Source organism: Acetobacter zythi (genome assembly GCF_963921165.1).
Lineage (GTDB): Bacteria > Pseudomonadota > Alphaproteobacteria > Acetobacterales > Acetobacteraceae > Acetobacter.
The window spans coordinates 65,387-91,981 of sequence record NZ_CAWUEO010000002.1 but is presented as its reverse complement, the minus strand read 5'-3'; the positions used below and the strand labels follow the sequence as shown (position 1 = coordinate 91,981).

General features: G+C 56.1%; 16 protein-coding genes. 12 read left to right on the top strand and 4 right to left on the bottom strand.

What is annotated here, in order from left to right:
- Window positions 1-504: 504 nt before the first annotated feature.
- From AABE20_RS03990 to AABE20_RS03980, 3 genes are read left to right on the top strand one after another with little or no spacing between them, the layout of a single operon-like run.
- Window positions 505-3,696, top strand: a complete 3,192-nt coding sequence (locus AABE20_RS03990) for an efflux RND transporter permease subunit (RefSeq protein WP_338331957.1) — start codon at window positions 505-507, stop codon at window positions 3,694-3,696.
- Window positions 3,696-4,901 (top strand): efflux RND transporter periplasmic adaptor subunit, encoded by a 1,206-nt coding sequence (locus AABE20_RS03985; RefSeq protein WP_338331956.1) that lies wholly within the window; start codon window positions 3,696-3,698, stop codon window positions 4,899-4,901. The genes AABE20_RS03990 and AABE20_RS03985 overlap by 1 nt, the downstream gene beginning before the upstream one ends.
- Entirely contained in the window at window positions 4,898-6,439 is a 1,542-nt protein-coding gene (locus AABE20_RS03980; protein ID WP_338331955.1) for an efflux transporter outer membrane subunit, read from the top strand. The genes AABE20_RS03985 and AABE20_RS03980 overlap by 4 nt, the downstream gene beginning before the upstream one ends.
- A 272-nt stretch (window positions 6,440-6,711) precedes the next feature.
- On the opposite strand, the gene AABE20_RS03975 is transcribed toward AABE20_RS03980, so the two are convergent.
- Window positions 6,712-8,082, bottom strand: coding sequence for an NAD-dependent succinate-semialdehyde dehydrogenase (locus tag AABE20_RS03975; RefSeq protein ID WP_338331954.1), 1,371 nt, complete (start codon window positions 8,080-8,082; stop codon window positions 6,712-6,714).
- 659 nt (window positions 8,083-8,741) lie between these two features.
- Between AABE20_RS03975 and AABE20_RS03970 the strand changes: the two genes are divergently transcribed.
- Together AABE20_RS03970 and AABE20_RS03965 are read left to right on the top strand one after the other, a co-directional pair.
- Window positions 8,742-9,524, top strand: coding sequence for an AraC family transcriptional regulator (locus AABE20_RS03970; RefSeq protein ID WP_338331953.1), 783 nt, complete (start codon window positions 8,742-8,744; stop codon window positions 9,522-9,524).
- A 274-nt stretch (window positions 9,525-9,798) separates the two neighbouring features.
- On the top strand, window positions 9,799-12,018 hold the full coding sequence (locus AABE20_RS03965; protein ID WP_338331952.1) for a TonB-dependent siderophore receptor: 2,220 nt from the start codon (window positions 9,799-9,801) through the stop codon (window positions 12,016-12,018).
- 90 nt (window positions 12,019-12,108) lie between these two features.
- On the opposite strand, the gene AABE20_RS03960 is transcribed toward AABE20_RS03965, so the two are convergent.
- Window positions 12,109-12,882 carry an acid phosphatase gene (locus AABE20_RS03960; RefSeq protein ID WP_338331951.1) on the bottom strand — a complete coding sequence of 258 codons (774 nt, stop codon included), beginning with the start codon at window positions 12,880-12,882 and terminating at the stop codon, window positions 12,109-12,111.
- Between the two features lie 240 nt (window positions 12,883-13,122).
- Between AABE20_RS03960 and AABE20_RS03955 the strand changes: the two genes are divergently transcribed.
- From AABE20_RS03955 to AABE20_RS03945, 3 genes are all read left to right on the top strand, one after another.
- Complete coding sequence (locus AABE20_RS03955) at window positions 13,123-13,914, top strand: deaminated glutathione amidase (RefSeq protein ID WP_338331950.1); 792 nt, start codon at window positions 13,123-13,125, stop codon at window positions 13,912-13,914.
- 30 nt (window positions 13,915-13,944) lie between these two features.
- A complete protein-coding gene (locus AABE20_RS03950) occupies window positions 13,945-16,458 on the top strand; it encodes an excinuclease ABC subunit UvrA (RefSeq protein ID WP_338331949.1) in 2,514 nt (837 codons plus the stop codon).
- 291 nt (window positions 16,459-16,749) lie between these two features.
- Window positions 16,750-17,946: an MFS transporter gene (locus AABE20_RS03945; RefSeq protein WP_338331948.1), complete on the top strand. Its 1,197-nt coding sequence runs from the start codon at window positions 16,750-16,752 to the stop codon at window positions 17,944-17,946.
- A gap of 94 nt (window positions 17,947-18,040) precedes the next feature.
- On the opposite strand, the gene AABE20_RS03940 is transcribed toward AABE20_RS03945, so the two are convergent.
- Entirely contained in the window at window positions 18,041-18,997 is a 957-nt protein-coding gene (locus tag AABE20_RS03940) for a diguanylate cyclase domain-containing protein (RefSeq protein WP_338331947.1), read from the bottom strand.
- 531 nt (window positions 18,998-19,528) lie between these two features.
- Window positions 19,529-20,146 (bottom strand): YceI family protein, encoded by a 618-nt coding sequence (locus AABE20_RS03935; protein ID WP_338331946.1) that lies wholly within the window; start codon window positions 20,144-20,146, stop codon window positions 19,529-19,531.
- 197 nt (window positions 20,147-20,343) lie between these two features.
- Here AABE20_RS03935 and AABE20_RS03930 point away from each other — a divergent pair, with 197 nt between their 5' ends.
- Genes AABE20_RS03930 through hypF form a run of 4 tightly spaced genes read left to right on the top strand, consistent with a single transcriptional unit; the run spans window position 20,344 to window position 26,518 of the window.
- Entirely contained in the window at window positions 20,344-21,711 is a 1,368-nt protein-coding gene (locus tag AABE20_RS03930) for a sensor histidine kinase (RefSeq protein ID WP_338331945.1), read from the top strand.
- Window positions 21,712-21,719: 8 nt separating this feature from the next.
- A complete protein-coding gene (locus tag AABE20_RS03925) occupies window positions 21,720-22,718 on the top strand; it encodes an NADH-quinone oxidoreductase subunit B family protein (RefSeq protein WP_338331944.1) in 999 nt (332 codons plus the stop codon).
- A gap of 15 nt (window positions 22,719-22,733) precedes the next feature.
- Complete coding sequence (locus AABE20_RS03920; protein ID WP_338331943.1) at window positions 22,734-24,209, top strand: nickel-dependent hydrogenase large subunit; 1,476 nt, start codon at window positions 22,734-22,736, stop codon at window positions 24,207-24,209.
- Entirely contained in the window at window positions 24,209-26,518 is a 2,310-nt protein-coding gene (gene hypF / locus AABE20_RS03915; RefSeq protein ID WP_338331942.1) for a carbamoyltransferase HypF, read from the top strand. The genes AABE20_RS03920 and hypF overlap by 1 nt, the downstream gene beginning before the upstream one ends.
- The last annotated feature ends 77 nt before the right edge of the window (window positions 26,519-26,595 follow it).

The window sequence follows — 26,595 nt, the reverse complement described above, 5'->3', positions numbered from 1 at the left end:
TTGAGCCGGAGGCTGGCACGTATTGGCCTTACACTGGATTATGCCCAGTATCTTGCCTATACACATTCCACCAGATCCTCGCATCGCGCAATGGCAAAGTGCCCTAAGGCCATTATTACCCATCAGCTTGTGAATACGGTTGTTACGTCAGGGCAAAGATTCTGGGGCGGTTTGGCTTCATACTAGGTTTGCCATTTATCGCGCCAAATACTGTTAATCCCGTCTGTTCAATCGGATACAAGGGTTTGTCTGGAAAGCAGCAGAGCGGGTGTTTCACTGTCTCTATTAGGGACAGCGTTCTGCCTAGCGTGTTATGGATATAAAACAAGAAAACAGATGAACATATACTATATATTCATGAAATTATTTTTATTCTATTTTAAGGTGATGCGTACATATTAATTTTGTTTTTACATCAATAAAATTTTTTCTAACAGATTTTTGAATAAAAAATTTCTAGCTTCAGGCCAATCCCAACCACAAACCATTGAGAACTGGGAACGCATGAATGCTATCGTCATAACCGCATTGAAACGGCCCTATACTTTTGTGGTCCTTTCTCTGCTCATTCTCGCATTTGGCGTCATGTCCGTACTGCGTGCGCCAACCGACGTGTTTCCCAACATCAAGCTGCCTGTCGTGTCTGTTGTGTGGACATATGGCGGCATGCTGCCAGAGGAGTTTGCCGGACGCATAACCTATAATTACGAACTGGCCGTGACCTCCACCGTGGAGGGTATAGAACACATGGAGAGCAGTTCGTATTACGGTCGCAGCATCGTCAATATCTACTTCCAACCCGGAACGGATATTGGTGAGGCGGAAGCCGAAGTTACGGCGATCTCCCAGACTGTTATCAAGCAGCTGCCAGACAATATTCCTGCTCCCATGGTCATGCGGCTGGATGCGTCCTCGGTGCCGGTTCTGGCCTTGCAGGTCACATCGGACAAGCAGACCCCATCGGACCTGTTCAAGATCGCAATGACGCGCATCCGCCCCATTCTTGTGACCGTGCCAGGCTCGGTTCTGCCGCAGGCATATGGGGGGATGGACAGTTTTATTATGGTTGCGCTCAATCAGACGCAGCTTCAGGCACACCATCTTTCCGCCATGGACGTGCAGAACGCCCTGCGCAAGCAGAACATTGTTTTGCCCGCCGGGGATCAGAAAATAGACCGCACGGACTGGATGGTTCAGACCAACGCCACCCCGCGCTCCATGCAGGAACTGGGGGATATTCCCGTCAAGCGCGTGGGGAATTCGGTCATTTATGTGCATGACGTTGCCAACGTGTACCGTGGCGGCCACCCGCAGACCAACCTCGTGCTTGTAAAGGGCAAGCAGGGTGTTGAGGTCATTGTTATGAAAAGTGGTGATGCCTCAACGCTGGATGTTGTTTCCAGAACCAAGGAGCTGTTGCCGCGTATCCAGCAGCTTGTGCCGCCGGATGTGCATATTTCGGTCCTGAATGATGCATCGGTTTTTGTGAAAGACGCCATCCGTGACGTCGTGCGCGAAATGCTGACTGCCGCAGTGCTGACTGGTCTGGTTGTGCTGCTGTTCCTTGGCTCGTGGCGCTCCACCATTATTATCGCCACGTCCATTCCCCTGTGCATTCTGGCCGCCATTATCTGCCTGCTATGGGCTGGTCAGACCATTAACGTCATGACACTGGGGGGCCTTGCTCTGGCGGTTGGTATTCTGGTGGACGATGCGACCGTCATGATCGAGAATATCGATACCCATCTGGAAATGGGCAAGGATCTGGAAACAGCGATTATTGATGCTGCCAACCAGATTGTTATTCCCACGCTGGTTGCCACCTTGTGCATCTGCATTGTGTGGACCCCGCTGTTCCGCCTGAGTGGTGTTGCGGGGTGGCTGTTCATGCCCATGGCCGAAGCCATTGTTTTTGCCATGCTGGCGTCGTTCATCCTGTCGCGTACACTGGTGCCGACCATGGCCAAATATCTGCTGGCAGGGCAGGTGCATCCCGGTTTGCATGGGGATGAGCATGAAGCCTTGCCCAAGGGTGTTTTTGGCCGGTTCCAGAACAGGTTTGAGCATGCTTTCCATGCCTTCAAGCTCCGTTACGGGCGGGTGCTGGAACGTGTGGTAACCCGGCGTTACAGGTTTGTGGCTGTGTTTTTGGGGGTGTCTGTTCTTTCCCTCGCCCTGTTTGCGGTGGTGGGGCAGGACTTCTTTCCCGAGGTTAAATCCGGTGCATTGCAGATGCATATGCGCGTGCCGCTTGGCACCCGGATTGAAACCACAGGGCGCATAGCCAGTCTGGTGGATGACCGTATCGAGCAGCTTCTGCCCGGTCAGGTGGAAGGGGTTATCAACAACTGCGGTCTGCCGGAAGGCCCGCATAATCAGGCGTTCATTCCAACACCCACAATAGGCACGCAGGATTGCGATCTGAGCATTACGCTCAAGAACGAGCTTTCCCCCGTATGGGATGTGCGCGCTCTGCTGCGGCGTGAGCTTTCGGCCAGTTTTCCCGGCACGGTCTTTACGTTCCAGCCTGCGGATCTGACGGAAAAAATCCTTAACTTTGGCTCCCCCGCTCCGGTCGATATTCAGGTATCCGGTCCGAATATTCGGGATAATTACCGCTATGCCCGCCTGCTGGTGAACCGCCTGCGGCACATACCCGGTGCGGTGGATACGACAATCCAGCAGACCATGGCCACGCCAACGCTGTTTGTGCAGGGGAACCGCACATTTGGTCAGGCTACGGGCATGACAGAAGGGGATATTGCCAGTAACGAACTCATGACTCTCTCGGGCAGTCAGACCGTGGATCCACAATACTGGCTTGACCCCAAAACCGGCATTACTTTCCCGCTCAATGTCTATGTCTCTCAGGACCAGCTAACACATTACAATAACCTGCTGACCATTCCGGTGGATAAGGGGGATAATGACCCCGAAGGCAAGGATATGCAGTTGCTGGGTAGCATCAGCACCATTACCCCCATCGGCACGCCGGGGCAGGTGTCTCATTATAACTCCATGCCTGATATAGATATTTATGTTTCCACAGAGTTTACCGACCTTGGCTCTGTGCTAAGCCAGGTCAAGCAGGAAATTGCCGCAACACAAAGCGATCTGCCACGTGGTGTGGCGGTGGACATCCGCGGGCAGGCCACCACCATGCACAGCGCATATGTGGAGCTTATTGCCGGTCTCGTTGTGTCGGTCCTGCTGATTTACATGCTGATTGTGATCAACTTCCAGTCCTGGATTGATCCTTTCATTATCATCTCGGCATTGCCGGGGGCTTTGGCGGGCATTGCATGGAGCCTGTTCCTGACCCATACGCGCCTTTCCGTGCCTGCGCTAACAGGTGCGATCATGTGCATGGGAACAGCCACGGCCAATTCCATTCTGGTTGTGTCCTTCGCCAAGGAGCGCTTTGCCATGCACCGCAGCGCCGCGACTGCCGCGATTGAAGCCGGTATTGGCCGTATCCGTCCGGTTATTATGACCGCTTCGGCCATGATCATCGGCATGGTGCCAATGGCCATCAGTAATTCCCAGAATGCGCCACTCGGTAAGGCGGTTATTGGCGGGCTGGTTGTGGCTACGGTTTCCACCCTGCTTTTTGTCCCCTGTGTTTATGCAATTTTCCACCATCGTCCGGCCCGGCCATCCAGCACGGATGCCGCTAACCAGCAGGAGACTGTCTGATGTTTGTTGCCAGCAAAGGCAGAATTGTCATTATTTTCTTCGCGGCTGTCATGATGGCGGATATTGCGTATCTGCTGGTCCAGCGCGCCCATAATACCGTGCGCATCCAGCAGGATGCCGCCTATGACCGGGTGCCTGATGTTGCGCTGGTCAAGCCCACGCCCGCACCCCCAACGGTGACCATGTCTTTACCGGGTACAATCAGCGCATGGTACGAAGCCCCCATGTATGCGCAGGTCTCTGGCTATGTGAAAATGTGGTACCGGGATTACGGCGCAGTCGTCAAAAAGGGAGATCTGCTGGCCGAAATCAATACGCCCCGGCTGGATGCGGAATACGCACAGGCGCAGGCGGACCTGAAGGTGGCGCAGACCAAATACGGCCTTGCTGCCATAACAGCCACACGCTGGCGGGCCATGGGCCAGTCGCAGGCCGTATCTGGCCAGTCTGTTTCCGTGCAGAACGCCAATGAGCAGTCCGCCAAGGCAGAGCTTGAAGCCGCTGAACACAAGGTGGCCCAGTATCAGGCCATGATCCACTTCAAGAGCATTGAAGCACCGTTTGATGGCGTGGTCATAGCGCGTAACATCAACGTGGGGGATTATGTAGGGGCCGGGAGCGGCAGCATGAACGCAAACGGCACAGCCAGCGAGCTGTTTACCGTAGCGGACACCCATGCCATGCGTCTGTTTGTATCCGTGCCGGAAACATTTTCCTCCATCCTCCAGCCCGGACTGGTGGCAAAGGTTTCCGTTCCTCAGTTCCCCAATACCGTGTTCGAAGCAAAGTTCCTGACTATTGCTAAAGGGTTTGACCCGAATACCCGGACGGTCATTACGGAGTTTTCAATCGACAATGCGGAACAAAAACTATGGCCGGGCAGCTTTGCGTCAGTCACCCTGACAGCCCCTGCCAGCAAGGGGGTTTATACCATTCCCACCGGCGCACTGGTGTTTCAGGAACACGGTATGCAGGTTGCCACGGTCAATGCGCAGCAGATTACGCATTACCAGAACATAACCGTGGGTCGCATGTCAGATGCCTATACGGAGGTCAGTGCCGGGCTTGCCCCAGATGACCGGATTATCAATAACCCGCCCGCCGATCTGATGGAGGGGGGAAAGGTCAGGCCCGTGGAGCCGGAGCAGGGCTACCTCAGCACACCCAACGCAACAGCAGAAACAAAAGGGGATGATGACGAATGAAACAGATATCGGCATATTTTCGTCCCCTGCCTGTGCGTGCTCTGGCGGCGCGGGCGGGTCTGCTGCTCTCCCTGAGTGCGCTGAGTGCGTGCGATCTGGCCCCCCGTTATGCGCCGCCACATTATGTTGTTCCGGTCTCATGGCACGGGCAGGGGCCTTTTAAGGATGCAGCCCCCAGTTCCGTGGCGTTAAAACCAGACTGGTGGACCCTGTTTGATGATACCGTGCTCAACGGGCTTGAGCACGAAGCGCTCGCCAACAATGCTGACCTTCAGGCTGCTGCGGAGCGTTTTTCGCAATCCCGTGCTATTGTCATGGAGGCGCGCTCCGACCTTTTGCCGCATTTTGGCATGGCGTTTGGCTCAAGCGACAACAAAAGTTCGGCAGACAGGCTGTTCCGCTACAAAGGCCCCATTACAGCAACGGATGAGTTCTATTCCGGCCTTGCAAGCTGGGAGCCGGATATCTGGTCTGGTATTCGTAACCGGGTAAGGGTGCAGAAATACTATGCTCAGGAACAGGCGGCAGACTATGCGGCCGCACGGCTGAGCTTGCAGGCGGAACTGGCAACGGATTACTTTGCCCTGCGGGGGCTGGATGCCCAGCACGCTATTTATACCCAGTCCATTGCCTATTATCAGCAGGCGTTACACGTTACCCAGACACGGCTGGATAACCAGAACGCCACCGGCATTGATGTTGCCCGCGCGCAGAACCAGCTTTACATGACACAGGCCCGCCTGCTGGATGTGCAGGCCCAGCGGGACGTGCTGGAACACGGTATTGCCGTGCTGGTCAATGAGCAGCCCTCCACCTTTCATATTCAGCCGGTGGATGATCTGAGCAATGCAGAACCTGATGTTCCTGCGGGTCTGCCGTCTGACCTGCTGGAACGCAGACCCGATATTGCCGCATCGGAAAGGCGTATGGCACAGGCAAACCGGGCTATTGGCATTGCCCGTGCGGCGTTTTATCCGCACGTGTTTTTTAGCGCCAATGGCGGGTTTGATTCCAATGGCTTCAATCTGGCCAATCTGGCCAACAGCATGTGGTCTTACGGAGCATCTGTTTCCATGCCTCTGTTTGAAGGCGGGTTGCGTCGTGCCCAGTTGCAGCATTCATGGTCCATCTACCGCGAAACGCTGGATCATTACCGAATGACCGTGCTTTCCGCCTTTGCCGATGTTGAGAACGGGTTTTCCATGACCAACCGGTTGCGGGCGGAAACCGAGCGTTTGGGGCAGGCGGTAGGAACGGCGAAAAAAGCCCAGACCCTGACCATGACTTTGTATAAAGGTGGTGCTGACAATTACCTTGATGCGTTGATTGCTCAGGTCAACACGCTGGATGCACGGATTGACCGGGTGCAGGTGCAGGCCCGCGCCTTGCAAAGCACAGTCGGGCTGATCCGCGCTCTGGGGGGAGGCTGGCGGCAGCAAGATCTGCCCACGCCAGATGCGACGATGACATTTGGTGTCATGCAGTATTCAGGTCTGCAAACACCATCGGATACGCTTCAGCAGCTTAATAAATATTAGTTTATTTTGTTTCTGGAGTATTTATTTAGAGATTTTTGAAAATAAAACCATGTGGACATTTATGCGGGGCTGGTCGTAAGGGCGCATGAGAGCATAGGCGGGTGGCCCTTGCTCTCATGCCCATAATCTTAAATATTAGAGTTCAGGCCCCCAGCATGCATGGGGGCGCGTTCTTGATGGAAATATAATTATTCAACGTGCTGCACAGATACTCTCTGATACCTGATATGGTGGGTATCAGAGAGTAAGGGGAAATTTCGGGTAATGTGCGATCAGGGCATATGAATGAGTTTTCGATTAAGAAACTCTTCAATGCCAAATTCTGAAAGCTCCCGGCCAAATCCTGAATTTTTTATGCCGCCAAATGGCAGGTCCGGTGCTGTGCCGGTAATGTCGTTTATAAAAACCATGCCAGTATCAATTTTTAAGGCAAGCTGGTAGCCGCGCTGTTCGTCGTTTGTATGGATGGAACCGCCCAGCCCATAGGGTGAGTCATTGGCAAGGGCAATAGCTTCCTCGTCACTTTGCACAGAATAGACAGCAGCAACGGGGCCAAAAATTTCTTCATAATAAATAGGGTTGTCTTTTGTAATATTGGTAAGGATTGCGGCTTGCATAAAAAAACCTTCCCGAGCAATCTGCCTGCCACCGCAAACTAGTTTTGCCCCGTGGGTTACGGCTTTTTCAACCTGCGAGATCGCATGTTTCATGGCAGTTTCGCTGCTCATTGGGCCATGGGTTACCCCTTGTTCCAACGGGTCTCCATATTGAAAAGCCTGTGTTGCAGTCTTTAGTCTGGATATGAACTCATCGGCTAAGGAATGGTGGACAATCATGCGCTTGGCGGCTGTACAGACCTGCCCATTGTTTCCCATTCTTGCGGCCGCAGCACGGGGGACGACAACATCCAGATCAGCATCATCCAGCACGATAAATGCGTCTGACCCACCGAGTTCCATCGTGCTTTTTTTGAGATGATGCCCAGCCTGAGCTGCAACCGCACTGCCTGCGCGCTCACTGCCCGTTAGGGCGACACCGCGCACTTCAGGTCGGCCAATTAAAAGCTCGGACTGATCATTGGTAATAAACAGATTGGTATATGCGCCTTCAGGCAGCCCGGCATTTTGGAACAGTGCTTCAAAAGCAAGCGCACACTGGGGAACCCCCGGCGCATGCTTAACCATAACAACATTGCCAGCCATCAGATTGGGGGCGGCAACACGCGCAAGCTGATAATATGGAAAATTCCATGGTTCTACGCAGTAAATGACCCCCAGCGGTTCGCTCAGAACCCGCGCTTTGCCCTGTGCAACGGGGAGGTCACGCGGTTTGAGGAATGTTTCCGCCATCTTGGCATAGTAGGATAGAATATCCGCCGAAAGTTCAATTTCCCAGATTGCTTCAGATAGAACCTTACCCATTTCTATGGAAATAAGGCGGGCATGCTGCTCTTTATTGGTCCGAAGATTATCCGCTACTTTATTGAGCAGGGCGCTGCGCTCGGTTATGGAGCGGTGGCGCCAGTCATTTTTCCAAAAATCATGGGCTTGTTCCAGCTTTCTGATCATGACATCCGTGGCATGAAGGTCAAAAACTTTTTCTGTTTTGCCAGAGGTTGGATTAAGAGTGCGATACGGGCTCATGGGATGATGGTCCTTGCGGTCGGATACAGGAATGGGCAAGCGGGCTTGTCTATATATAAAGGAATATAGACATTTCTGCTCAACCTAGACCATTTTTGTGGCATGGACGATATAGCCCATGCGCATATCACGACTATGTGTGCCCATGAGGTGAATAAACCCAACCCTCTATTCAGAGGTATTGAAATGATAGTTCTTGATGGGTGTTTGTCAGAATTGACATAAATAATAATTTTATTCTGTTTCCAATTTAAGTGGTTGTTTCTGGGCTAACCGGTGTTGCCTTCAGGTATAAAGGTCAGGCGCAACCGGCTTTCGGCAGGCTTATCTTCAAACGTCAATCCGCGTGCTCAGTCGGGCAGGTCAGGGCGCTTGATAGAGTATAGAGTCAGTGTAAGCCCACGCAACGGCAGACGTTGCAGCCCCCACAAGTTCAATAGCCGCCTGTGCCGACAGGCCCCGCAAAAACGGCGCTGGCGCGGACCGTCTGCCATAAATTGTTGGCTTACTCAGGGTTCATTTTGCCATGGCTGGCTATTGTTCGTATAAATCAGAACAGGCTTGATATCGTGCCTCGATATCTGAAATAATGGATCTCCGGCTAGCCTGAAGGCAGTCCATTGGGTGGTTTTGTAAAAAATGGACTGGATTAGAACAGTATGAAACGCACTGCCGATTTTCCGCGGCATCCTCCTCCAGTTGTAGGGTTTTCCGATTGTTATACAGGTGGGTTTGTGGATGCGTTCCATGCCCATGAGCGGGCGCAACTGTCTGTTTTTCTGGCGGGGAGTGTAACCGTCAACACGCAAAACGAGAGTTTTGTGCTTGGTCCGGGGCAGGCAATCTGGCTCCCTGCCAAGGTTGTTCATCAGGCAACATGCCGGACGGATCTAGCTTTTCAGGTTGTTTATGTTGATTCCAGTCTGGCTGGAACAGACGCCCTGCCATGCAAGATGTTCGATGCATCCTCGCTCGTGCGGGGGTTGGTGGATGAAATTGTGGCAATGACATTCAATTTTGATATGGATGATCGCATGTCCGCCATAGCCCGGCTGCTGGTGGACGAAATTGCCCGCGCACCACGTATTGCAGACCGGCTGCTTTTTCCATCGGACCATCGGTTGCGCCGTGTTTGTGAAGCCATTACAGCCCAGCCGGGTGATTGCCGCGATATTGATTATTGGGCGCGGGAAGCAGGTATGGCCCGCCGGACGTTTACGCGTCTTTTTCAACAGGAAATGGGTATGGGCTTTGCCGCATGGCGGCGCAGGGTCAGGGTTGTGGAAGCCGCCTCCAGACTTGCAACAGGGCAGTCCATTGCCGAAGTCGCGTTTGATCTGGGGTATGACAATGCTGGCAGCTTCAGCACCATGTTCCATCGGACTTTTGGTGTCGCCCCCAGCACATTGCGTGTGAATTCCCTACCCACCCCACGTTCGTAAAAAGGGTGTGGGGCAGGCCGTAACATAAGACGGTTTGTCGGCATTTTTCCATCAAACACAATCAGCCTTGCATAAGGCGTTGGACCCGATTGCCAGTCATGGGCAATCGGGTTTTGGCGTTCAGGCGGAATAGTGTCGCGTTTGGGCCAATGCGGGCGTGGCGGGTTGCTGAGTGTTAGGAAACTGGATAGGAGCGCAATTAAGTCTCATTATTAACAAGGATACCGAGTAGCTGCCCTCTGATAGGAGAAGCCGGTAACGAAACGGGTTGGGTATGAAGCGCAGCAAACTTTTTTATACGGTTTTTGTCTCGTTTGTTCTAAGCGATGCGGCATTTGCTGCGGATCAGGATACGCAGGCAGATAAACACCAGCAATCTCAGGCAGTTCCGCCAGCCCGTACTGCAACCAACAAAACCAAAGCCCGCGTTGTGCAGGACGAACTGGTTGAAGTGCGTGGCCACGGCCGGTCCTCGGTCATGGCATCCTCCGCGACAAAAATGAACACGCCACTGGTCGAGACGGCACAGTCCGTAACCGTGATCACGCGTGACGAAATGGACACACGCGGCGTTTTAACGCTCAATCAGGCTGTGCGTTATGCAGCAGGTGTGACCGCCGATACCCGTGGGGGGGAAGGCACGCGTTATGACCTGTTTGATGTGCGTGGTTTTACCGTGCCAACCTTTTTGGACGGGCTGAAAGTACAGGCCAGCCCAGTGGGCTTTGCCGTGCCCCAGACCGATACCTCGCGCCTGGAGCGGGTGGAACTGCTTAAAGGCCCGGCCTCTGCTCTCTATGGGCAGTCCAGCCCGGGGGGGCTGACTGCCCTATCAAGCAAGCTGCCAACAGAGCAGAAGTTTTATGGCAGTGTGGATACAACAGGCGGCATGTTTGACCTCTACCGGGTCGATGCGGACGTGGGCGGCTTTGCAACGGACGATGGTCTTGTGCGCTACCGCCTGTATGGCACGGTTAATGGGCAGCATACCCAGTTGGCCAGAACGGGTAGCAGGCGTTTTAGTATTAGTCCCGCTTTTACGTTTGGGGGGGACGGACCGACAACCCTGACCCTGCTGGGCAATTACCAGTATGACCCCGAAAACGGCTCCTATGGTGGTGCGCCGCTGGTGGGTTCTCTCAAACGCGGAACATTTGGGTATCTTCCTCGTAACTTTTATGATGGAGACGCCTCTTTTGAAAAATATAATCGTCGGCAGGGCGGGATTACGTATATCCTGAACCATCGGTTTAACAAGGACTGGAGCTTTAGCACGCGCGGTCGATACGATGATGTCATGACATCGTATCGCAGTGTGCTCAACAATGGCTATTATAATAGCCCCGACCAGACCAGCGGCACCATGCTTGGCCGTTCTTCCTATGGTGCATACGAGCATGCCCATGATCTGGCTTTTGACAGCCAGTTCAAGGGGCATGTCCATACGGGGGCAGTGCAGCACACGCTTATGGTTGGGTTTGACTATATGCAGCAAAAAACAAAAGATAACGAAAGTATGGGAACCGCTCCGGATATGGACGTGCTGCATCCCAATTATAATATGGCTATCCCCAGCATGGACCCAGCTATTGATTACAAGGTCAATTCACAGCAGATCGGGGTTTATGCTCAGGACGAACTGCGCTGGCGGCGTTTTGTGCTGACCGGAAGCCTGCGGAATGACTGGTACCATTCGCATCAGGTGGCCTATATTGCGCCGTCGAATGATACGCAGAACGTCAGCCAGATTACGTGGCGTGCTTCTGGCCTGTACCATTTCGACTTTGGGCTTGCGCCTTACATCAGCTACTCCACCTCTTTTCAGCCGCAGGTCGGTGCTGTAGCCACGTCCGTTCCTGGTGTTACCCGCCAGCCATCGCCATCTGTGGGGAAACAGCTTGAAGGTGGGCTGAAATATCAGCTCCCCGGCACATCGCTTTTGCTGACTGTTGCTGGCTTCCATATTGAACAGAGCCATGTGCTTGTTCCCATTCCCCCAACCATGGAGACCAACACGGAAAGTGGGCTGGTGCATTCCGATGGCTTTGAATTTGAAGCGCACGCTGAGCCATTTCGGAATCTTATGCTGACTGCGGCCGTCAGTATTCAAAAAATCAAGGACGATTCAACAGGCAAGCCGCTGCAACAGTCGTCCAAGGGCAATGCGTCTTTGTTCGCCTTTTACACCATGCCTTCTGGCAAGCTGAAGGGCTTTGGTTTTGGGGGCGGTATGCGCTACACGGCCAAGACATATGGCGGTGAACTGGAAACAGGGAGCGTATGGCTGCCGCAATACGCATTGTTTGATGCGTCCATCTCTTACGACCTGTCCAACGTTTCCAGTTCACTCCATGGGTGGAAGGTGTCTGCTAACGTTCGGAACCTTTTTGACAAAAACTATATTGGCAACTGTTATGCCGATGGTGGTGTAGGCGGATACTGCTTTTTTGGCGAACGCCGCAACGCTCAGGCGACGATAGGCTATAGCTGGTAAAAGCGGCACGGGGTGGGTATGGCCCGCCCCGTTTTCAATCCGGTTGATCGGAAACAAGGGTTTAACAGGCTTATGGGCGCAGCAAACACGCTAGAACGTGTCTGCCGCGGCTTCATGCTCCGTAGCGCAGGTTGTGGCATCGGGTGGGGTTGGGTGGCTTTGTAGGGTTTTTAATTCGCTACGAACATCTGCCATTTTTTTCATAAACCAGGGTTGCGCCTGCAATGCTGCAAACATGGCGCTTCCGTTCATGTATCCCGCTTGCACATCGCTCTTCCAATGCACACCGCATACAATGCGGCTTTCTCCAAAAATGCGACCACGCTGCATAATTTCGGTGGCGCGTTCGGGCAGGGCGCTTGCCAGAATGGATGCCGCCAGCCACCCCCATGTTGTATGGCCGGAGGGGTAGGCAAAGCTGTCCGTCAGTTTGGCGCGTTTATCGGGGGTGCAGATGTCCTGATTGGTGCCCACAAAAGGGCGCGTTCTGTGCCAGAAGTTTTTTTCCTCCGTCACGCGCTGTTCTAGGGGTTCGGCCAATGTGTTCAGCAGGCCAAGCAGGGCCGGTAGTTTGTCCGCACTGAGTGCGAACCCGGCAGCACAGGAAAAATCACCAATCACGCGCTGCGGGTGCAGGTCCGCATCGTTATGGGCCAGTTGCCAGCGGTTGCTGCCCCTGAGTGCGCGCGTGTTTGCAAACGCCTGCATATCCGCCTCCTGCGCGTGCGAGCCGGGGGCTGGTGGAGGGGGGAGCACGGGCCTTCCATCAGGCAGCATGGCAGGGTTTGCCAGCGCGGTTTGTGGCACAGCGGGCGCGAGCGCGCAGAGTGTTGCGGCACAAAGAGCAAGAACACGCTGGCGCATGGCATGGACCTTTTGTTGGCATAAACAGGGCGTGTTCATTATCCCAGATGGCTTAGAATAAAGTATGATGGTTTGATGATGAATAACGACCGCCCCCGGCATGTATGCACAGGGGGCATGTTAAGGTGCCGGGTGTCAGGGGTTTGATTTTGCGCCTGAGTGCTTCAGTGTCGTAAAAAGCCGGAGGGGGTGCGTTCCCCAGCCCACGCCAGATGGTTTTTGCCTGTAAGGATTGCCCGGATGAAAATCGCTCTAGGACAGTTTGCCGTAGCGCCACAATGGCGTGTCAATCTTGACCAATGTGTGTCCCTTATTGAGCGTGCAGCGGCAGAAGGAGCACGGCTGCTCATTCTGCCAGAGAGCATTATTGCAGCAGATATGCATGATCCCGGCATTACCGTGCGTACTGCGCAACAGCTTGATGGGCCATTTGTTACCGGGCTGGTCCATGCGCTGGCGGGTAAGGACCTGAGCGTGATCTGCTGTATTGCTACCCCGGCCATCCCTGCGCTGACCCATAATTGCCAGATTGTGCTCAATGCCAGCGGGCTTGTGGCCTGCTACCGCAAGCTACATCTGTATGACGCCTTTAACATGAAGGAATCAAACGACTATGTGCCGGGCACGGAACTCCCCCCCATTGTGCAGGTGGGGGACGTGCGGGTGGGATTGATGACCTGTTACGATGTGCGCTTTCCCGAGGTCGCACGTTCCCTTGTGGTGCGTGGGGCAGACCTGCTGAGTGTGCCTGCCGCATGGGTGCGTGGCCCCGCTAAGGAGTGGCACTGGGAGGTCATGGTGACTGCAAGGGCATTGGAAAACACCTGTTACGTTGCCGCCGTGGGGGAATGTGGCCCACGCAACATAGGGTGCAGCATGCTGGTGGACCCTATGGGCGTTGCCGTTGCCCGCGCGGGGAGTAGCCCCGACCTGCTTTTTGCCACGGTGGATATGGAGCGCATGCGCGCAACCCGTGCCGCGCTGCCCGTGCTCGCCAACCGCCGGTTCAGGGACCCGGAACTCAAGGCCTGAAAACACTATAGCAGAGGTAGGCTGAACAGCATGAACAAAGTCAATAAAACAGGCCGGAGTGGGGATGATGGCTTTGTTCATGTGCATGGCGCGCGCGAACATAATCTGAAAAATGTCAGTCTGGATATTCCACGCGACAGTCTGGTTGTGTTTACGGGGCTTTCGGGGTCGGGCAAGTCCTCGCTGGCGTTTGGCACGTTGTATGCAGAGGCACAGCGCCGTTATCTGGAATCCGTCTCGCCCTATGCCCGCCGTCTGTTCCAGCAGATGCCCGTTCCCGATGTGGATGCAGTAGACGGGCTTCCCCCTGCCATAGCGCTCCAGCAACAGCGCGGTGGTAGTTCTGGCCGGTCTTCGGTTGGGAGTATCACAACACTGTCCAACCTTTTGCGTATGCTTTACTCCCGCGCAGGTGTGTATCCTGCGGGGCTTGCGCGGCTGGAGGCGGAATCTTTCTCCCCCAACACGCCCATGGGGACGTGCAAACGCTGCCATGGGTTGGGCCGTATTCACGACGTAACGGAAGAAAGCATGGTGCCGGACCCCTCACGCTCCATTCGCGAGCGTGCTGTGGCGTCATGGCCTACTGCGTGGCAGGGGCAGAACCTGCGTGATATCCTGATCACCAAGGGGGTTGATGTTGATAAACCCTGGCGCGACCTGCCCAGAAAAACACGGGACTGGATACTTTTTACCGAAGAAACCCCAACCTATCCGGTTTATCCCGGCCTGACCCATGCACAGGTTGTGCAGGCCATGGCTCAGGGCGTGGAGCCTGCGTATCAGGGTACGTTTACGGGAGCGCGGCGCTATATTGTGCAAACTTTTGCCAAGTCGCAAAGTGCTATGATGCGCCGCCGGGTAGAAGCGTTCATGACCACCACGGTCTGCCCGTCCTGCCATGGCCAGCGGCTGAATGCGGATGCTCTGCGCGTGACCTTTGGCGGCTACACAATTGCCGCCATGAGCGCCCTGCCGCTGGAGGTCATAGCAGCAACATTGCGTAACGCCGTGGGCGCGGGGCAGGGGGGTGGTGCAACAGCCATTGCCGCCGGGCGGATTGTGGAGGATATGGCCGCCAGAATTGGCGTGCTGGAAGCCCTCGGGCTTGGCTACCTGCAAATGGACCGAGGCGTGCAGACCCTCTCCCCCGGAGAATACCAGCGTTTGCGCCTTGGCACACAAATCCATTCCAACCTGTTTGGCGTGGTTTATGTGCTGGATGAACCCTCCGCAGGCTTGCACCCGGCAGATACACAGGCCCTGCTTGCTGCATTGGAGCGGTTGCGCTGTGCGGGGAACTCTCTTTTCCTTGTCGAGCATAATCTGGATATTATCCGCCATGCCCGGTGGGTGGTGGATGTTGGGCCGCAGGCGGGCACCCGTGGGGGGGAGGTCCTGTATTCCGGCCCCCTTGCCGGGCTGGAGAATGTTGCCGCCTCCCACACGCGCGATTATGTGTTTGCCGCTCCTGCTGCGGTGCCCCATACGCCCAGAACGCCTGTGGCATGGCTGCGCCTGCAGCATATGACATGGAATAATCTGGATAATCTTTCGGCCTCTTTTCCCCTTGGGGTTCTGGCTGCGGTTACGGGGGTATCCGGTTCGGGCAAGTCCTCCCTTGTCAGTCAGGTGCTGACCAGCGTTGTGGCCAAAGCCTTGGGGCAGGCCCCGGTTGCAACCGAGGAAGAGGGGGAAGACCCTCTGATGAGCATTGCCACCGGGGAGCCGGAGGGCAGTATTACTGCGGGGCTGGAGCACATCAAACGTCTGGTGGTTATTGATCAAAAGCCCATAGGCCGCACGCCACGCTCCAATCTGGCAACCTATACGGGCCTGTTTGATACAATCCGTAAACTGTATGCCAGAACCGAACTGGCCCAAAAACGGGGCTACGACGCAGGGTATTTTTCGTTCAATCTGCCCAAAGGGCGTTGCCCTACCTGCGAGGGAGCCGGGGCGACCATGGTGGAACTGCTGTTCCTGCCCAGTGTTTACGCGCCATGCCCCACATGCCACGGTGCGCGTTACAGACCGGAGGTGCTGGAAGTCACGTATCGTGGCCGCTCCATTGCTGAGCTATTGGCCATGACGGTTGATGAAGCCTGCCTTTTTCTGGCCAAGGATGCCGGTCCTGCACAAATTCTGGCTACGTTGCAGCGTGGAGGGCTGGGGCACCTGACACTGGGCCAACCTGCGACCGAACTTTCCGGCGGGGAGGCCCAGCGGATCAAGCTGGCAACGGAGTTACAAAAACAACGGCGGGGCCATACGCTCTACGTGCTGGATGAACCAACCACTGGCCTGCACCCGTTTGATGCAGACAGGCTGATGGACCATCTGCATGAACTGGTGCAGGCGGGTAATACCGTGCTGGTTGCGGAGCATGATATGCGCCTTGTTGCACGCAGCGACTGGGTTATTGATATGGGACCGGGAGCAGGCAGCCGGGGTGGGCATATTGTGGCCCAAGGCAGGCCGTATGATGTCGCCCATACACAACAAAGCGTGACAGCACCTTTTCTGGCCCGTTATACCGGGTAAAACACCAGTAAATCCGCCAAATAATATTGCACCATCCTGTTGCCTTACGTGGGGCTGCACCAGAGCGAAGGCGCTAGATTACGGTTGTTTCTGCGGCCATGGATGCTTCTGATGCGCAAGAGAACAACGTGTGCCGGGGTGGTTATATTTTTATAAAATACTGGAATATAAGAAAAAGTTACGCGACCTTGTGTTTATACAAAACGGCCTATTCCGTTTTGGCGCAAGGAGTGCCAGAAGGGCTTTGAAGACGCGGTATAAATCCGTATTTCTGTATTCAAACAGGGTATCATGCTTTTCAAAAATCTTCCCCCCGGAGCCAGCGTAGGGCTTTGGGCTTTGTTTGCCTGCACCTTTACGGCGCTGACCAGCGAAGTCGCGCCGGTCGGTATACTGATCGAAATGGCGCGTAGCTTCCATATACAGGAAGGCGAGGCAGGGCTGGCCGTGAGCGCCTTTGCGCTTATGGTCACACTGGGCGCAGTTCCCCTGACCATTATGACCGCCCATATTGACCGCAAGCGGCTTATGCTTGTTTCCCTCTCTGGGTATGTGGTGTCCAATCTGGTGGTGGCTATGGCTCCCACCTTTGTGCTGTTGTGTGTCGGCCGTCTTATTGGCGGGTTGGCCCACGCTCTGCTTATGTCCATTGTTTCCGCTTACGCAGCGCGCCTTGTGCCGCCCAGAATGACCGGGCGGGCGATCTCGTTCGTGTATGGCGGTACATCGCTTGGCGCCATTTTGGGCGTGCCGGGCACGGCGGCGGTCGGGCATCTGGCAAGCTGGCGTGTGGCTATGTACATCATGACGGGTATTGCCGTTGTGCTTACGCTCTGCATTGCCTTCTTTCTACCGCCCGTGTCCTCTACCGTGCATGTTAAGGAGAGCCTGCCCAGCATTACCTCGCGCAAGGTCATGCGCACGTTCCTGATTGTGGTGGCGGTGGATGCGGTGTTCTTTTTTGCGCATAACCTGCTTTACACCTACGTTACGCCGCTCCTGCTTGACCACGGCCTGTCCAGTGGCGCGCTAAGCGTTGCTTTGTTGCTTACGGGGGCTTTGAGCATTCTGGGGCTGTGGGGAGCGGGGCAGATTGTGGACCGCCGCCCCGCTGCTGGCATGTTGGCCAGTGGCATGGCCATACTGGTTGGTATGGGGCTTTTGTATGGGCGCATCCTGTCGGGGTGGATGTCCGTTGGGGCTGTGGGCCTGTGGTGCATTGGCTATTCAGCCATTATTCCGTTTGTTATGTCCGGTGCAATCCGTGCGCGTGCAACACGGGCGGATGTGGCCGGGGCCGCCATTAACGCCGCCAGCAATGCGGGCATTCTGCTTGGTTCTGCCGCTGGTGGTGTGGTGCTGACCCATGGCGGCTTTGCGGTGCTGACCCCGCTGGCTCTTGTGGTTGCTCTTTGCGGTATTCTGATCGCGTTTTTCAGCACTTCCGCATTTCCCCATGTTCTGCATCCTTCGGAACATGAGGAATAGCAGGCTTGCCCTGCTCAGGCTGTTGTTCCGGTCTGAGTAGGGGGGGCTGGGCAAGGCCGGTGGAATACGCTGGTCCGTATGCCGGGGGTAGATTTTACGCCGCTGGAGCTTTGACGGTCACCGGGTGTTTTTTGGAGCGTTTTCTGGCGGGAATGTTCTTTTTTGTGCTGTACATGGAGTGGTCGGCATGGACCATGATCGCGGCAAGGTCCTTGCCATCATCAGGGTAAAGCCCCCCGCCAATGCTGCCTGACAGGGCGAGTTTGAGGTTGTCGATCACCACAGGGCGGCGCAGGGCCGCAAGTAGTTTGTTGCTGATTGTGTCCAGCATGGTTCTGCTCTCAATATCAGGGAGCAGAATACCAAATTCGTCCCCGCCCAACCGCACAACATAGTCACTTTTGCGCACACTTTTGCGCAGCCTGCGGGCCAGACTGCGTAACACGTTGTCCCCCGTGGCGTGGCCGTAGGTATCGTTAATCGGTTTGAACTGATCAAGATCGATCATGAGGAACCCAATGGTCTGGGCCGGGTCATCCTCTATTTCCTCACTCCAGCGTTCCATCAGGCCCCGCCTGTTGCCAACGCCTGTCAGCTCGTCCGTAAAGGCGTCTTTCTGGAGTGCGCGATATTTGCGTTTTATGTCCGAAATATCGCGGAAAATGCCAACAGCAATACCCATCTTGTGGAACATGAGCGCATAGTGCTGCACAATGCGTATTTTGCCGTCAGCACCTTTAAGGTCCAGAACAAGCTCGGGCAGTTCGCTGGTTTCTTCCCGGTCTGCCCGGCTTTTGGCCTGCCTGATCTGGGCGCGGAGCAGTTCCTGCTGTTTGGGGTCTACACAACTGCTTTCTATCAGCCCGGACATGGTGGCTATCTTGTCGTCCGCAATGCGGCGGAAGGCTGGGTTGCGCAGGATAATCTGGCTATCGGACAGACGTACGATAACCGTCCCTATCGGAACTTGCTTGAAAAGCGTTTGCCCCAGAGCCGCCAGGTCAGGAAGGTTTGTAAAATCAATCTCACCAGGCAGGGGAGCAGTGTTCATAGACGGGTATTATCCTGTTCAGCTGTGTCGGGCTGGGCTGGTGCCTCAATAATCAATTGTTCTGGCATGGAGTCCGCCAGAACAATCCTGTGGGTTTGAGAAACCTGTTGGTCTACAACCATAACGCCCTAGCGTTGATGGCCATGATTCAACCCTAAATACAGCACAAGCAATGATATATATCAATCATTCAGTATAATTCGTGCTATGCGCGTAGCAGATATGTGCGGAACAGGCCCGTTTTCGGAATTGGGAAGAGAAAAAGAGGCAGAACAGAGCTGCATTGGGGGGCGATAATAAATATCGCTCTGTTTTTCATATTTTCAATAAATGATATTATGGAAGATATTTTGTGCTGAACTGGCGTATCAGCCGATTATGCGTTTATTTGTTGCGAATTCGATCATATATTCAGTTGGTGTGATGCTGAATTTATTGTGTTTAAGCAAAAAAGAGGCGCTGGGGCAGGCCCACATGGCGGCCAGAATGCTCCAAAGAGCAGGAATGCCATGTGGGTGCTGGATAAAAAGGTTAATCCTGCTTTTCAAACGCGCCAGAAATACGCAGGGTCACGGTATCACTTACGTAAGGCACGTAGGTTTTGATCCCGAAGTCACTGCGGTTGATGGTGCCTGTGGCATCAAAACCGGTTGTGTATTTTTTATCCATAGGGTTAACGCCTGCACCCACAAAGTGTACAGTCAGGGTAACGGGTTTGGTTACGCCGTGCAGGGTCAGGTTGCCGTTGATGGTTGCATCATTCTGACCAACCATTTTAACGCTGGTCGAAACAAATGTTGCGTTCGGGAACTTTGCTGCATCAAACCACTGTGGGCTTTTGAGTTCATCCGTTAGTTTGGAACTGGTGGTCTGCACGGAGGCCACCGGAATGGTTACGGACAATCTGGACGAGGCTGGGGATTGTGCATTGAGTTCCAGCGCGCCAGATGCATTGGAAAAAGCGCCAAAATAATTGGTAAACCCAAAGTGCAGAACAGAAAAGCCGATCTGCGTATGGGCGGGTTCAACCACATAGGTGCCAGATTTGATCTGGGCCGCATCGGTAACGGTCTGGGCGGATGCAGGGTTAATCGTGCTCAGCGCGAGCATGGCTGAGGCTGCTGTAAACAGAAGGGATGCGCGGGTCATGCAAAATGTCTCCAAAAATCAGGCTGATCGGGTGTGCATTGTCCTGATTTGAATAGCAGGGCAGGTGTGAATTAATAAATAACAATAATATAAATGCTTTGTTTCCAAAATTTGACACGTTTTCTGTGGGTGGTCGCTGCTTGGGGCTGTGTTATAATGTTGGGACGTTCGCTCTGATAGCTCAGGAGGTGCCTTGAATGCTGACAGGAAAGGCACCACAGCCCGAGGGCATCCACACCTCTGCGAAGGGGGAGCAGATCTGGCTGAACGTTATTGGCAAAATGGAAGAAACATGGGGCCAGCTTATTGGCCAGCAGGTGGAGCTGGAGCGTAACAACGCCGCCTTGCAGGAAGCCCACGCCTTTATGGCCAGTGTGTTTGAATCCATGTCCGATGTGCTGGTCGCGTGCGATACGGCATTACGCATTGTGCGCACCAACGCCGCAGCGGAAAAGCTGTTTGCACCGGAGGGCCAGAGCATTGTGGGCCTGCGTCTGGAAGCGCTGATTGCGCCATCTTCCGGCTTGAAGGCGGGGGACGTTGCAGGTTGCATGACCCGCCGGGAAGGGCTGGAAGATAGGGAATTCCAGTTTTCCACCCGTTCTGGCGCGCTCCCGTTCGCGGTTAATGGCACGTTGCTCTACGACCGGCGGCAGCGTCTTTCCGGGATTGTGCTGCTGGGGCGGCCGCTGGGCGAGGTCAGGCGCGCATACTCCGAGCTGGATCAGGCGCACCGGAACCTTAAAGCCGCCCATGTGCAACTGGTGCAGGCGGAAAAAATGGCATCCCTCGGGCGGCTGGTCGCTGGGGTTGCGCATGAGCTGAACAACCCGATCTCGTTCGTGTATGGCAATGCCTATACGCTCAAGCGGTTTATCCCCCGGCTAGTCGCCTACCTTGCACATATTCATGCGCACCCCGGCGCGGCCCAGTTCGAGCGCGAGCGCAAGGCCCTGCGGGTGGATATGGTTATCTCCGAATTGGATGGAACGCTGGACGGCATTGTGGAAGGTGCTGAGCGCGTGAGGGATATTGTAGCCGATCTGCGCCGCTTTTCCTCAGATAAGCGGAGTGCGGGTGCGGTGTTTGACATGGCCGCCGTAGTGCGCACAGGGCTGGAATGGGTGCTGGCGAGTGCGGACCGTATGGTCGAAACCCGCATGGATGTGGAGGAACCTCTGGAGGTGGAAGGCCATGCAGGCCGGATGCAGCAGGTTATTATGAATCTGGTGCAGAATGCGCTGGATGCCATGGAAGATGTTCCACGCCCCGTTCTGTGCATTACGGCCCGGCGGGATGGCGCACGGGTGCGTGTCCAGATTGCCGATAACGGCAGCGGTATTGCGCCCGATGTGGCGCAGCACATTTTTGATCCGTTTTTTACCACCAAACCTGTGGGAAAAGGAACAGGTCTCGGGCTTGCCATCTGCTACGGCACCGTGTCCGACCATGGGGGGCAGTTTGCTGTGCGCAATGGGGCAGAGGGAGGGGCTGTGGTGGCGTTTGACCTGCCCGCTTTTATCCCTGACGGTTCCGGCTGCGCCCCAATGCCGGGCAAGGAGTAGGGGAGAGCATGGCCTTTACTGTTCTGTGGCTTCAGTCTGGCGGGTGTGGTGGGTGCAGCATGTCACTCCTATGCGCGGAAACACCAGACCTCCTTGCCCAGTTGCGTGGCGCGGGGGTGGAGTTTTTGTGGCATCCCAGCCTGTCCGAGCAGAGCGGGGCGGAGGTCAAGGTGCTGCTGGCGGATATTCTGGCAGGGCATGTGCATTTGGATGCATTGTGTTTGGAAGGGGCTGTACTGCGTGGCCCCGATGGCACGGGGCGATACCATGTTATGGGGGGCACGGATGTTCCTATGATGGCGTGGGTCCACCGTCTGGCGGCTGTGGCGCGGTATGTTGTGGCTGTTGGCAGTTGTTCGGCTTATGGCGGCATGGCGGCGGCCTCGCCCAATATATTGGATGCCTGCGGATTACAGTACGAGGGCGTACACCCCGGCGGAGCACTTGGTGCGGATTTTCGCTCCCGCTCCGGTTTGCCGGTCGTCAATATTGCAGGCTGCCCGACCCATCCGGGCTGGGTGATCGAAACTCTGGCCCTGCTGGCGCAAGGGAGCATGACGGCAGAGGATATGGACGCCGTGGGCCGCCCCCGCCTTTACGCGGACCAGCTTGTGCATCAGGGCTGCACCCGCAATGAATATTACGAATACAAAGCCAGTGCGCGCCAACCCGCCCAGCTTGGTTGCATGATGGAATATATGGGGTGCGTTGGCACGCAGGCACATGCGGATTGCAATAACCGCCTGTGGAATGGTGAGGGATCATGCACGCGTGGGGGATATGCCTGCATTAACTGCACCGCCCCCGAATTTGAGGAACCGGGCCACCCGTTTGCGCAAACCCCACGCATTGCCGGTATTCCCGTTGGTTTGCCAACCGATATGCCCAAAGCGTGGTTTGTGGCCCTGTCCACCCTTGCCAGGGCTGCAACACCGGACCGAGTGGCCCGTAACGCTGTGAGCGACCACCTGATTGTTCCCCCAACCTGCCCCGGGCAGGACGTGTAAAGGAAGAGGGCAGGTATGGCGGAACAGGCAAAAACCCGGCTGGTGGCAGGCCCCTTCAACCGTGTGGAGGGGGACCTTGAAGTCCGGCTGGATGTGGTTGGTCATCAGGTGGAAAGGGCGTGGGTTAACGCCCCCTTGTTCCGTGGCATAGAGCGTGTGCTGGAAGGGCGCACCCCCATGGATGCACTGGTTATTGCCCCACGGATCTGTGGCATATGCTCGGTCTCCCAGTCCCATGCGGCAGCACTGGCGCTTGGGGGCGTTATGGGTATGGTCCCAGCCCATAACGGGCAACTGGCGACCAATCTGATTGTGGCGACCGAAAATCTGGCAGACCACCTGACCCATTTTCATCTGTTTTTTATGCCGGACTTTGCCCGCCCTGATTATGAGGGGCGGCGGTGGTATGCTCACGCGCATGACCGTTTTGCCGCGCTGCGGGGGAGTGCTGTGCGTAGTATTCTGCAAACACGTGCGCTGGCCTTGCATGTTATGGGTATTCTGGCCGGGCACTGGCCGCACACATTGGCCATACAGCCCGGTGGGTTGTCCCGTGGGGTGGAAAAGCAGGACTGTATGCGGCTCTTGGGCATTCTGGGTGGGGTGCGCGCCGCGTTGGAGGAATCCCTGTTTGGCGCACGGCTGGAGGATGTTGCAGAGCTGTCTGATGCGCAGGACCTTCAGCGTTGGGCAGATAAAAAAAATGGTTCAGATTTTGGTCTGTTTTTACAAATTGCGCAGGACCTGTCCTTGCAGCATAGCGGGCGGGGTTATGACCGTTTTTTGAGTTTTGGCGCGTATCCGGGTTTTGAGGGCGATCCCGCGCAGCGGCACTGGCGCTCTGGTGTTTTTGAATCCGGCACGGTGCTGCCACTCAATATGGATGATGTGGCAGAAGACCATGCCTTCAGCCACATGGTCGATCCGGCCCAACCTCTGCCACCGTTTGATGGAACGACCGAACCCCAGTTGCGAGAGGAGACCGCCTACACATGGTGCAAGGCCCCCCGCATGGCGGGCTATCCGTGCGAGACAGGGGCACTGGCCCGCCAGCTCATGGCCGGGCAGCCTCTGGCGCGGGATCTTGTTGCGCGCGATGGCGGGAATGTGCACTCCCGCGTGGTGGCGCGGCTGGTGGAGGTTGCACGCCTTGTGCCACTTATGGAGCAGTGGGTGCGCGCTCTGCGCCCGGGCGAGGCATGGTGCCACACCCAGCCAAACACCGTGCCCGATGGCCGGTCCATTGGCATGACCGAGGCCGCACGCGGCGCTTTGGGCCACTGGCTGTGTGTGGAAAATGGGCTGATCTCGCGGTATCAGATTATTGCCCCAACAACGTGGAATTTTTCTCCTCGGGATGCCGCTGGGGTGGAAGGCCCGCTGGAATACGCACTCAGGGGTGCGCCCGTGCGCGAGGGGGAGCAGACCCCGCTCTCCGTGCAGCATATTGTGCGCTCGTTTGACCCATGTATGGCCTGCACTGTGCACTAATGCCTGATTGCGCGGAGGAAATTTTTGTAACAGGGCTGGTGCAGGGGGTTGGTTTTCGCCCGTTTGTGTGGCGGCTTGCACAACGTTTGGGAGTGCGGGGCTACGTGAGCAACCGGGGGGATGGCGTGCGTATTGTGGCCGCAGCGCCCGCGGATCTGCTGGAGGCACTGGTAGCCGGGCTTGCCACTCCTCCCCCGCATGCGCGCATTGCCAGCATCAGGCGGTGCGTGGCACAGGATGCCGGTTGGCAGGATTTTACCATACAGGCCAGCCAACCGGGCACGGTGCAGGCCGGTATTGTGGCTGATCTGGCTGTGTGCCCTGCCTGTGTTGTGGAGATTACGGACCCCAAAAACCGCCGCTATCAGTACGCATTTACAAATTGTACGGACTGTGGGCCACGTTTTTCCATTGTAACGGGCATTCCCTATGATCGTGCGCGCACAACCATGGCAGCTTTTGCCATGTGCCAGACCTGTGGCGCGGAATACGCCAATCCGCAGGACCGGCGCTTCCATGCCCAGCCAGTTGCCTGCCCTGCCTGTGGCCCCCAATTAGAGTTTTTGCCGGGGGTAGGGGATGGTGCGCGGGTTGAAGGGAATGAAGCCCTTAATCAGACCGTGGCCAGCCTGCGGGCGGGGCAGATTGTTGCCATAAAAGGGATTGGGGGTTTCCATCTGGCGTGCCTTGCCCGCTCGGAGCAGGCTGTGGCGGTGCTGCGGGCGCGTAAGAACAGACCAACCCGCCCACTTGCCGTTATGGTGCGGGACATGCGCATGGCAGAGGCCTATGCCCATCTATGCCATGCGGAACGCAAGGCACTGGAGGATGTATCCGCCCCTGTGGTGCTGGTGCGCAGGAAGACGGGGCAGTCTTTTGCGTCCAATGTAGCGCCGGGCATGGAGCGTGTTGGGCTGCTGCTGCCCTATACGCCGTTACACGTGCTGCTTTTGAATCAAATAGATGAACCGTTGGTCATGAGTAGCGCCAACCGTTCGGGGCAACCACAGGTTGTTGATAACGTCGCAGCTCTGGCGGAATTGCAGGGTATTGCGGATGCATGGCTCATGCATGACCGGCCCATAGCCCGCCGTCTGGATGATAGCGTGGTGCGGGTTCTGGCAGGTCATACCGGTGTTTTGCGCCGGGGGCGTGGGCTGGCGCCAGAACCGCTGCAACTGCCCGCTGTGCTGGCTAAGTCTCCGCCCGTGCTGGGCGTGGGGGGAGACCTTAAGGCTGCTTTCTGCCTCACGCAGCGTGGGCGGGCTTTGCTCTCCCACCATCTGGGGGATATGGCGCAACTGGCTACGGAGCAGGCCATGCTGGCAGGGCTTGCGGACTACCGGGCGCTGTTCGGGCAAACGCCAGCCATTGTGGCGGTGGATGCGCACCCTGCGTACCGTAGCCGTGCAGTGGGCAAAAAACTGGCAGGCGATCATGGCTGGCTGCTGGAAACAGTTTGGCACCACCACGCGCATATTGCCGCCACCATGGCCGAAAACGGGTGGGAACAGGGGCCTGTTCTTGGTCTGGCGCTCGATGGTACGGGCTACGGGCCGGATGGCGCCCTATGGGGGTGCGAAATGCTGGTGTGTGATTATGCGCACATGACCCGTATGGGCCACCTGAGCATGGTTCCCATGCCGGGGGGTGAAAAAGCAGTGCGTGAGCCATGGCGCATGTTGCTGGCGCATCTGGACCACGCATTGGGGGCAGATGCCACCAATCAGGCGCAGGGAGTGCTGCGCGCGTTACAGGCAAAACCAGTGGATACAATGCGGGCCATGGTGCGCACGGGGGTTAACGCCCCCATGACCAGCTCAGCCGGACGCCTATTTGACGCCATGGCAGCCCTTGTTGGCTGCGCGCCGCCCAAACTGAGTTATGAGGGGGAGGCCGCTATGCGGCTGGAAGCACTGGCCGAACAGGCAGAAGGGGCCTTGGCCCCACTGGCTTTTGACCTGCGTATGGCTGGCGGACTGCTGGAAATGGACCCAACTCCCATGTGGCGCGCGGCCCTGCACCGCCTGCAAGGTGGCAGCACCGGCCCAGAACTGGCTTATGCGTTCCATGCCGGGCTTGCGCGTGCTCTGGCCACGGCCATGCGCCAACTGGCCGAGCGCACAGGGTTGGGAACGGTAGCACTTTCTGGCGGGGTTATGCACAACGGCGTGCTTGTTGGCATGCTGCTCCCGCTTTTGCAGGAGGCGGGACTGAAGGTGCTTATGCCATCTCACGCGCCTGCGGGGGATGGTGGATTGGCGCTGGGGCAGGCGGCTGTGGCGGCATACAGGCACAGGCCTGTCTGATTTTTGCTAACAGCGCAGGTATAAACTGGAAAGCTGGTAGCCAATTATTCCGGCCATATTGTGTCCAGCGCGCTGGT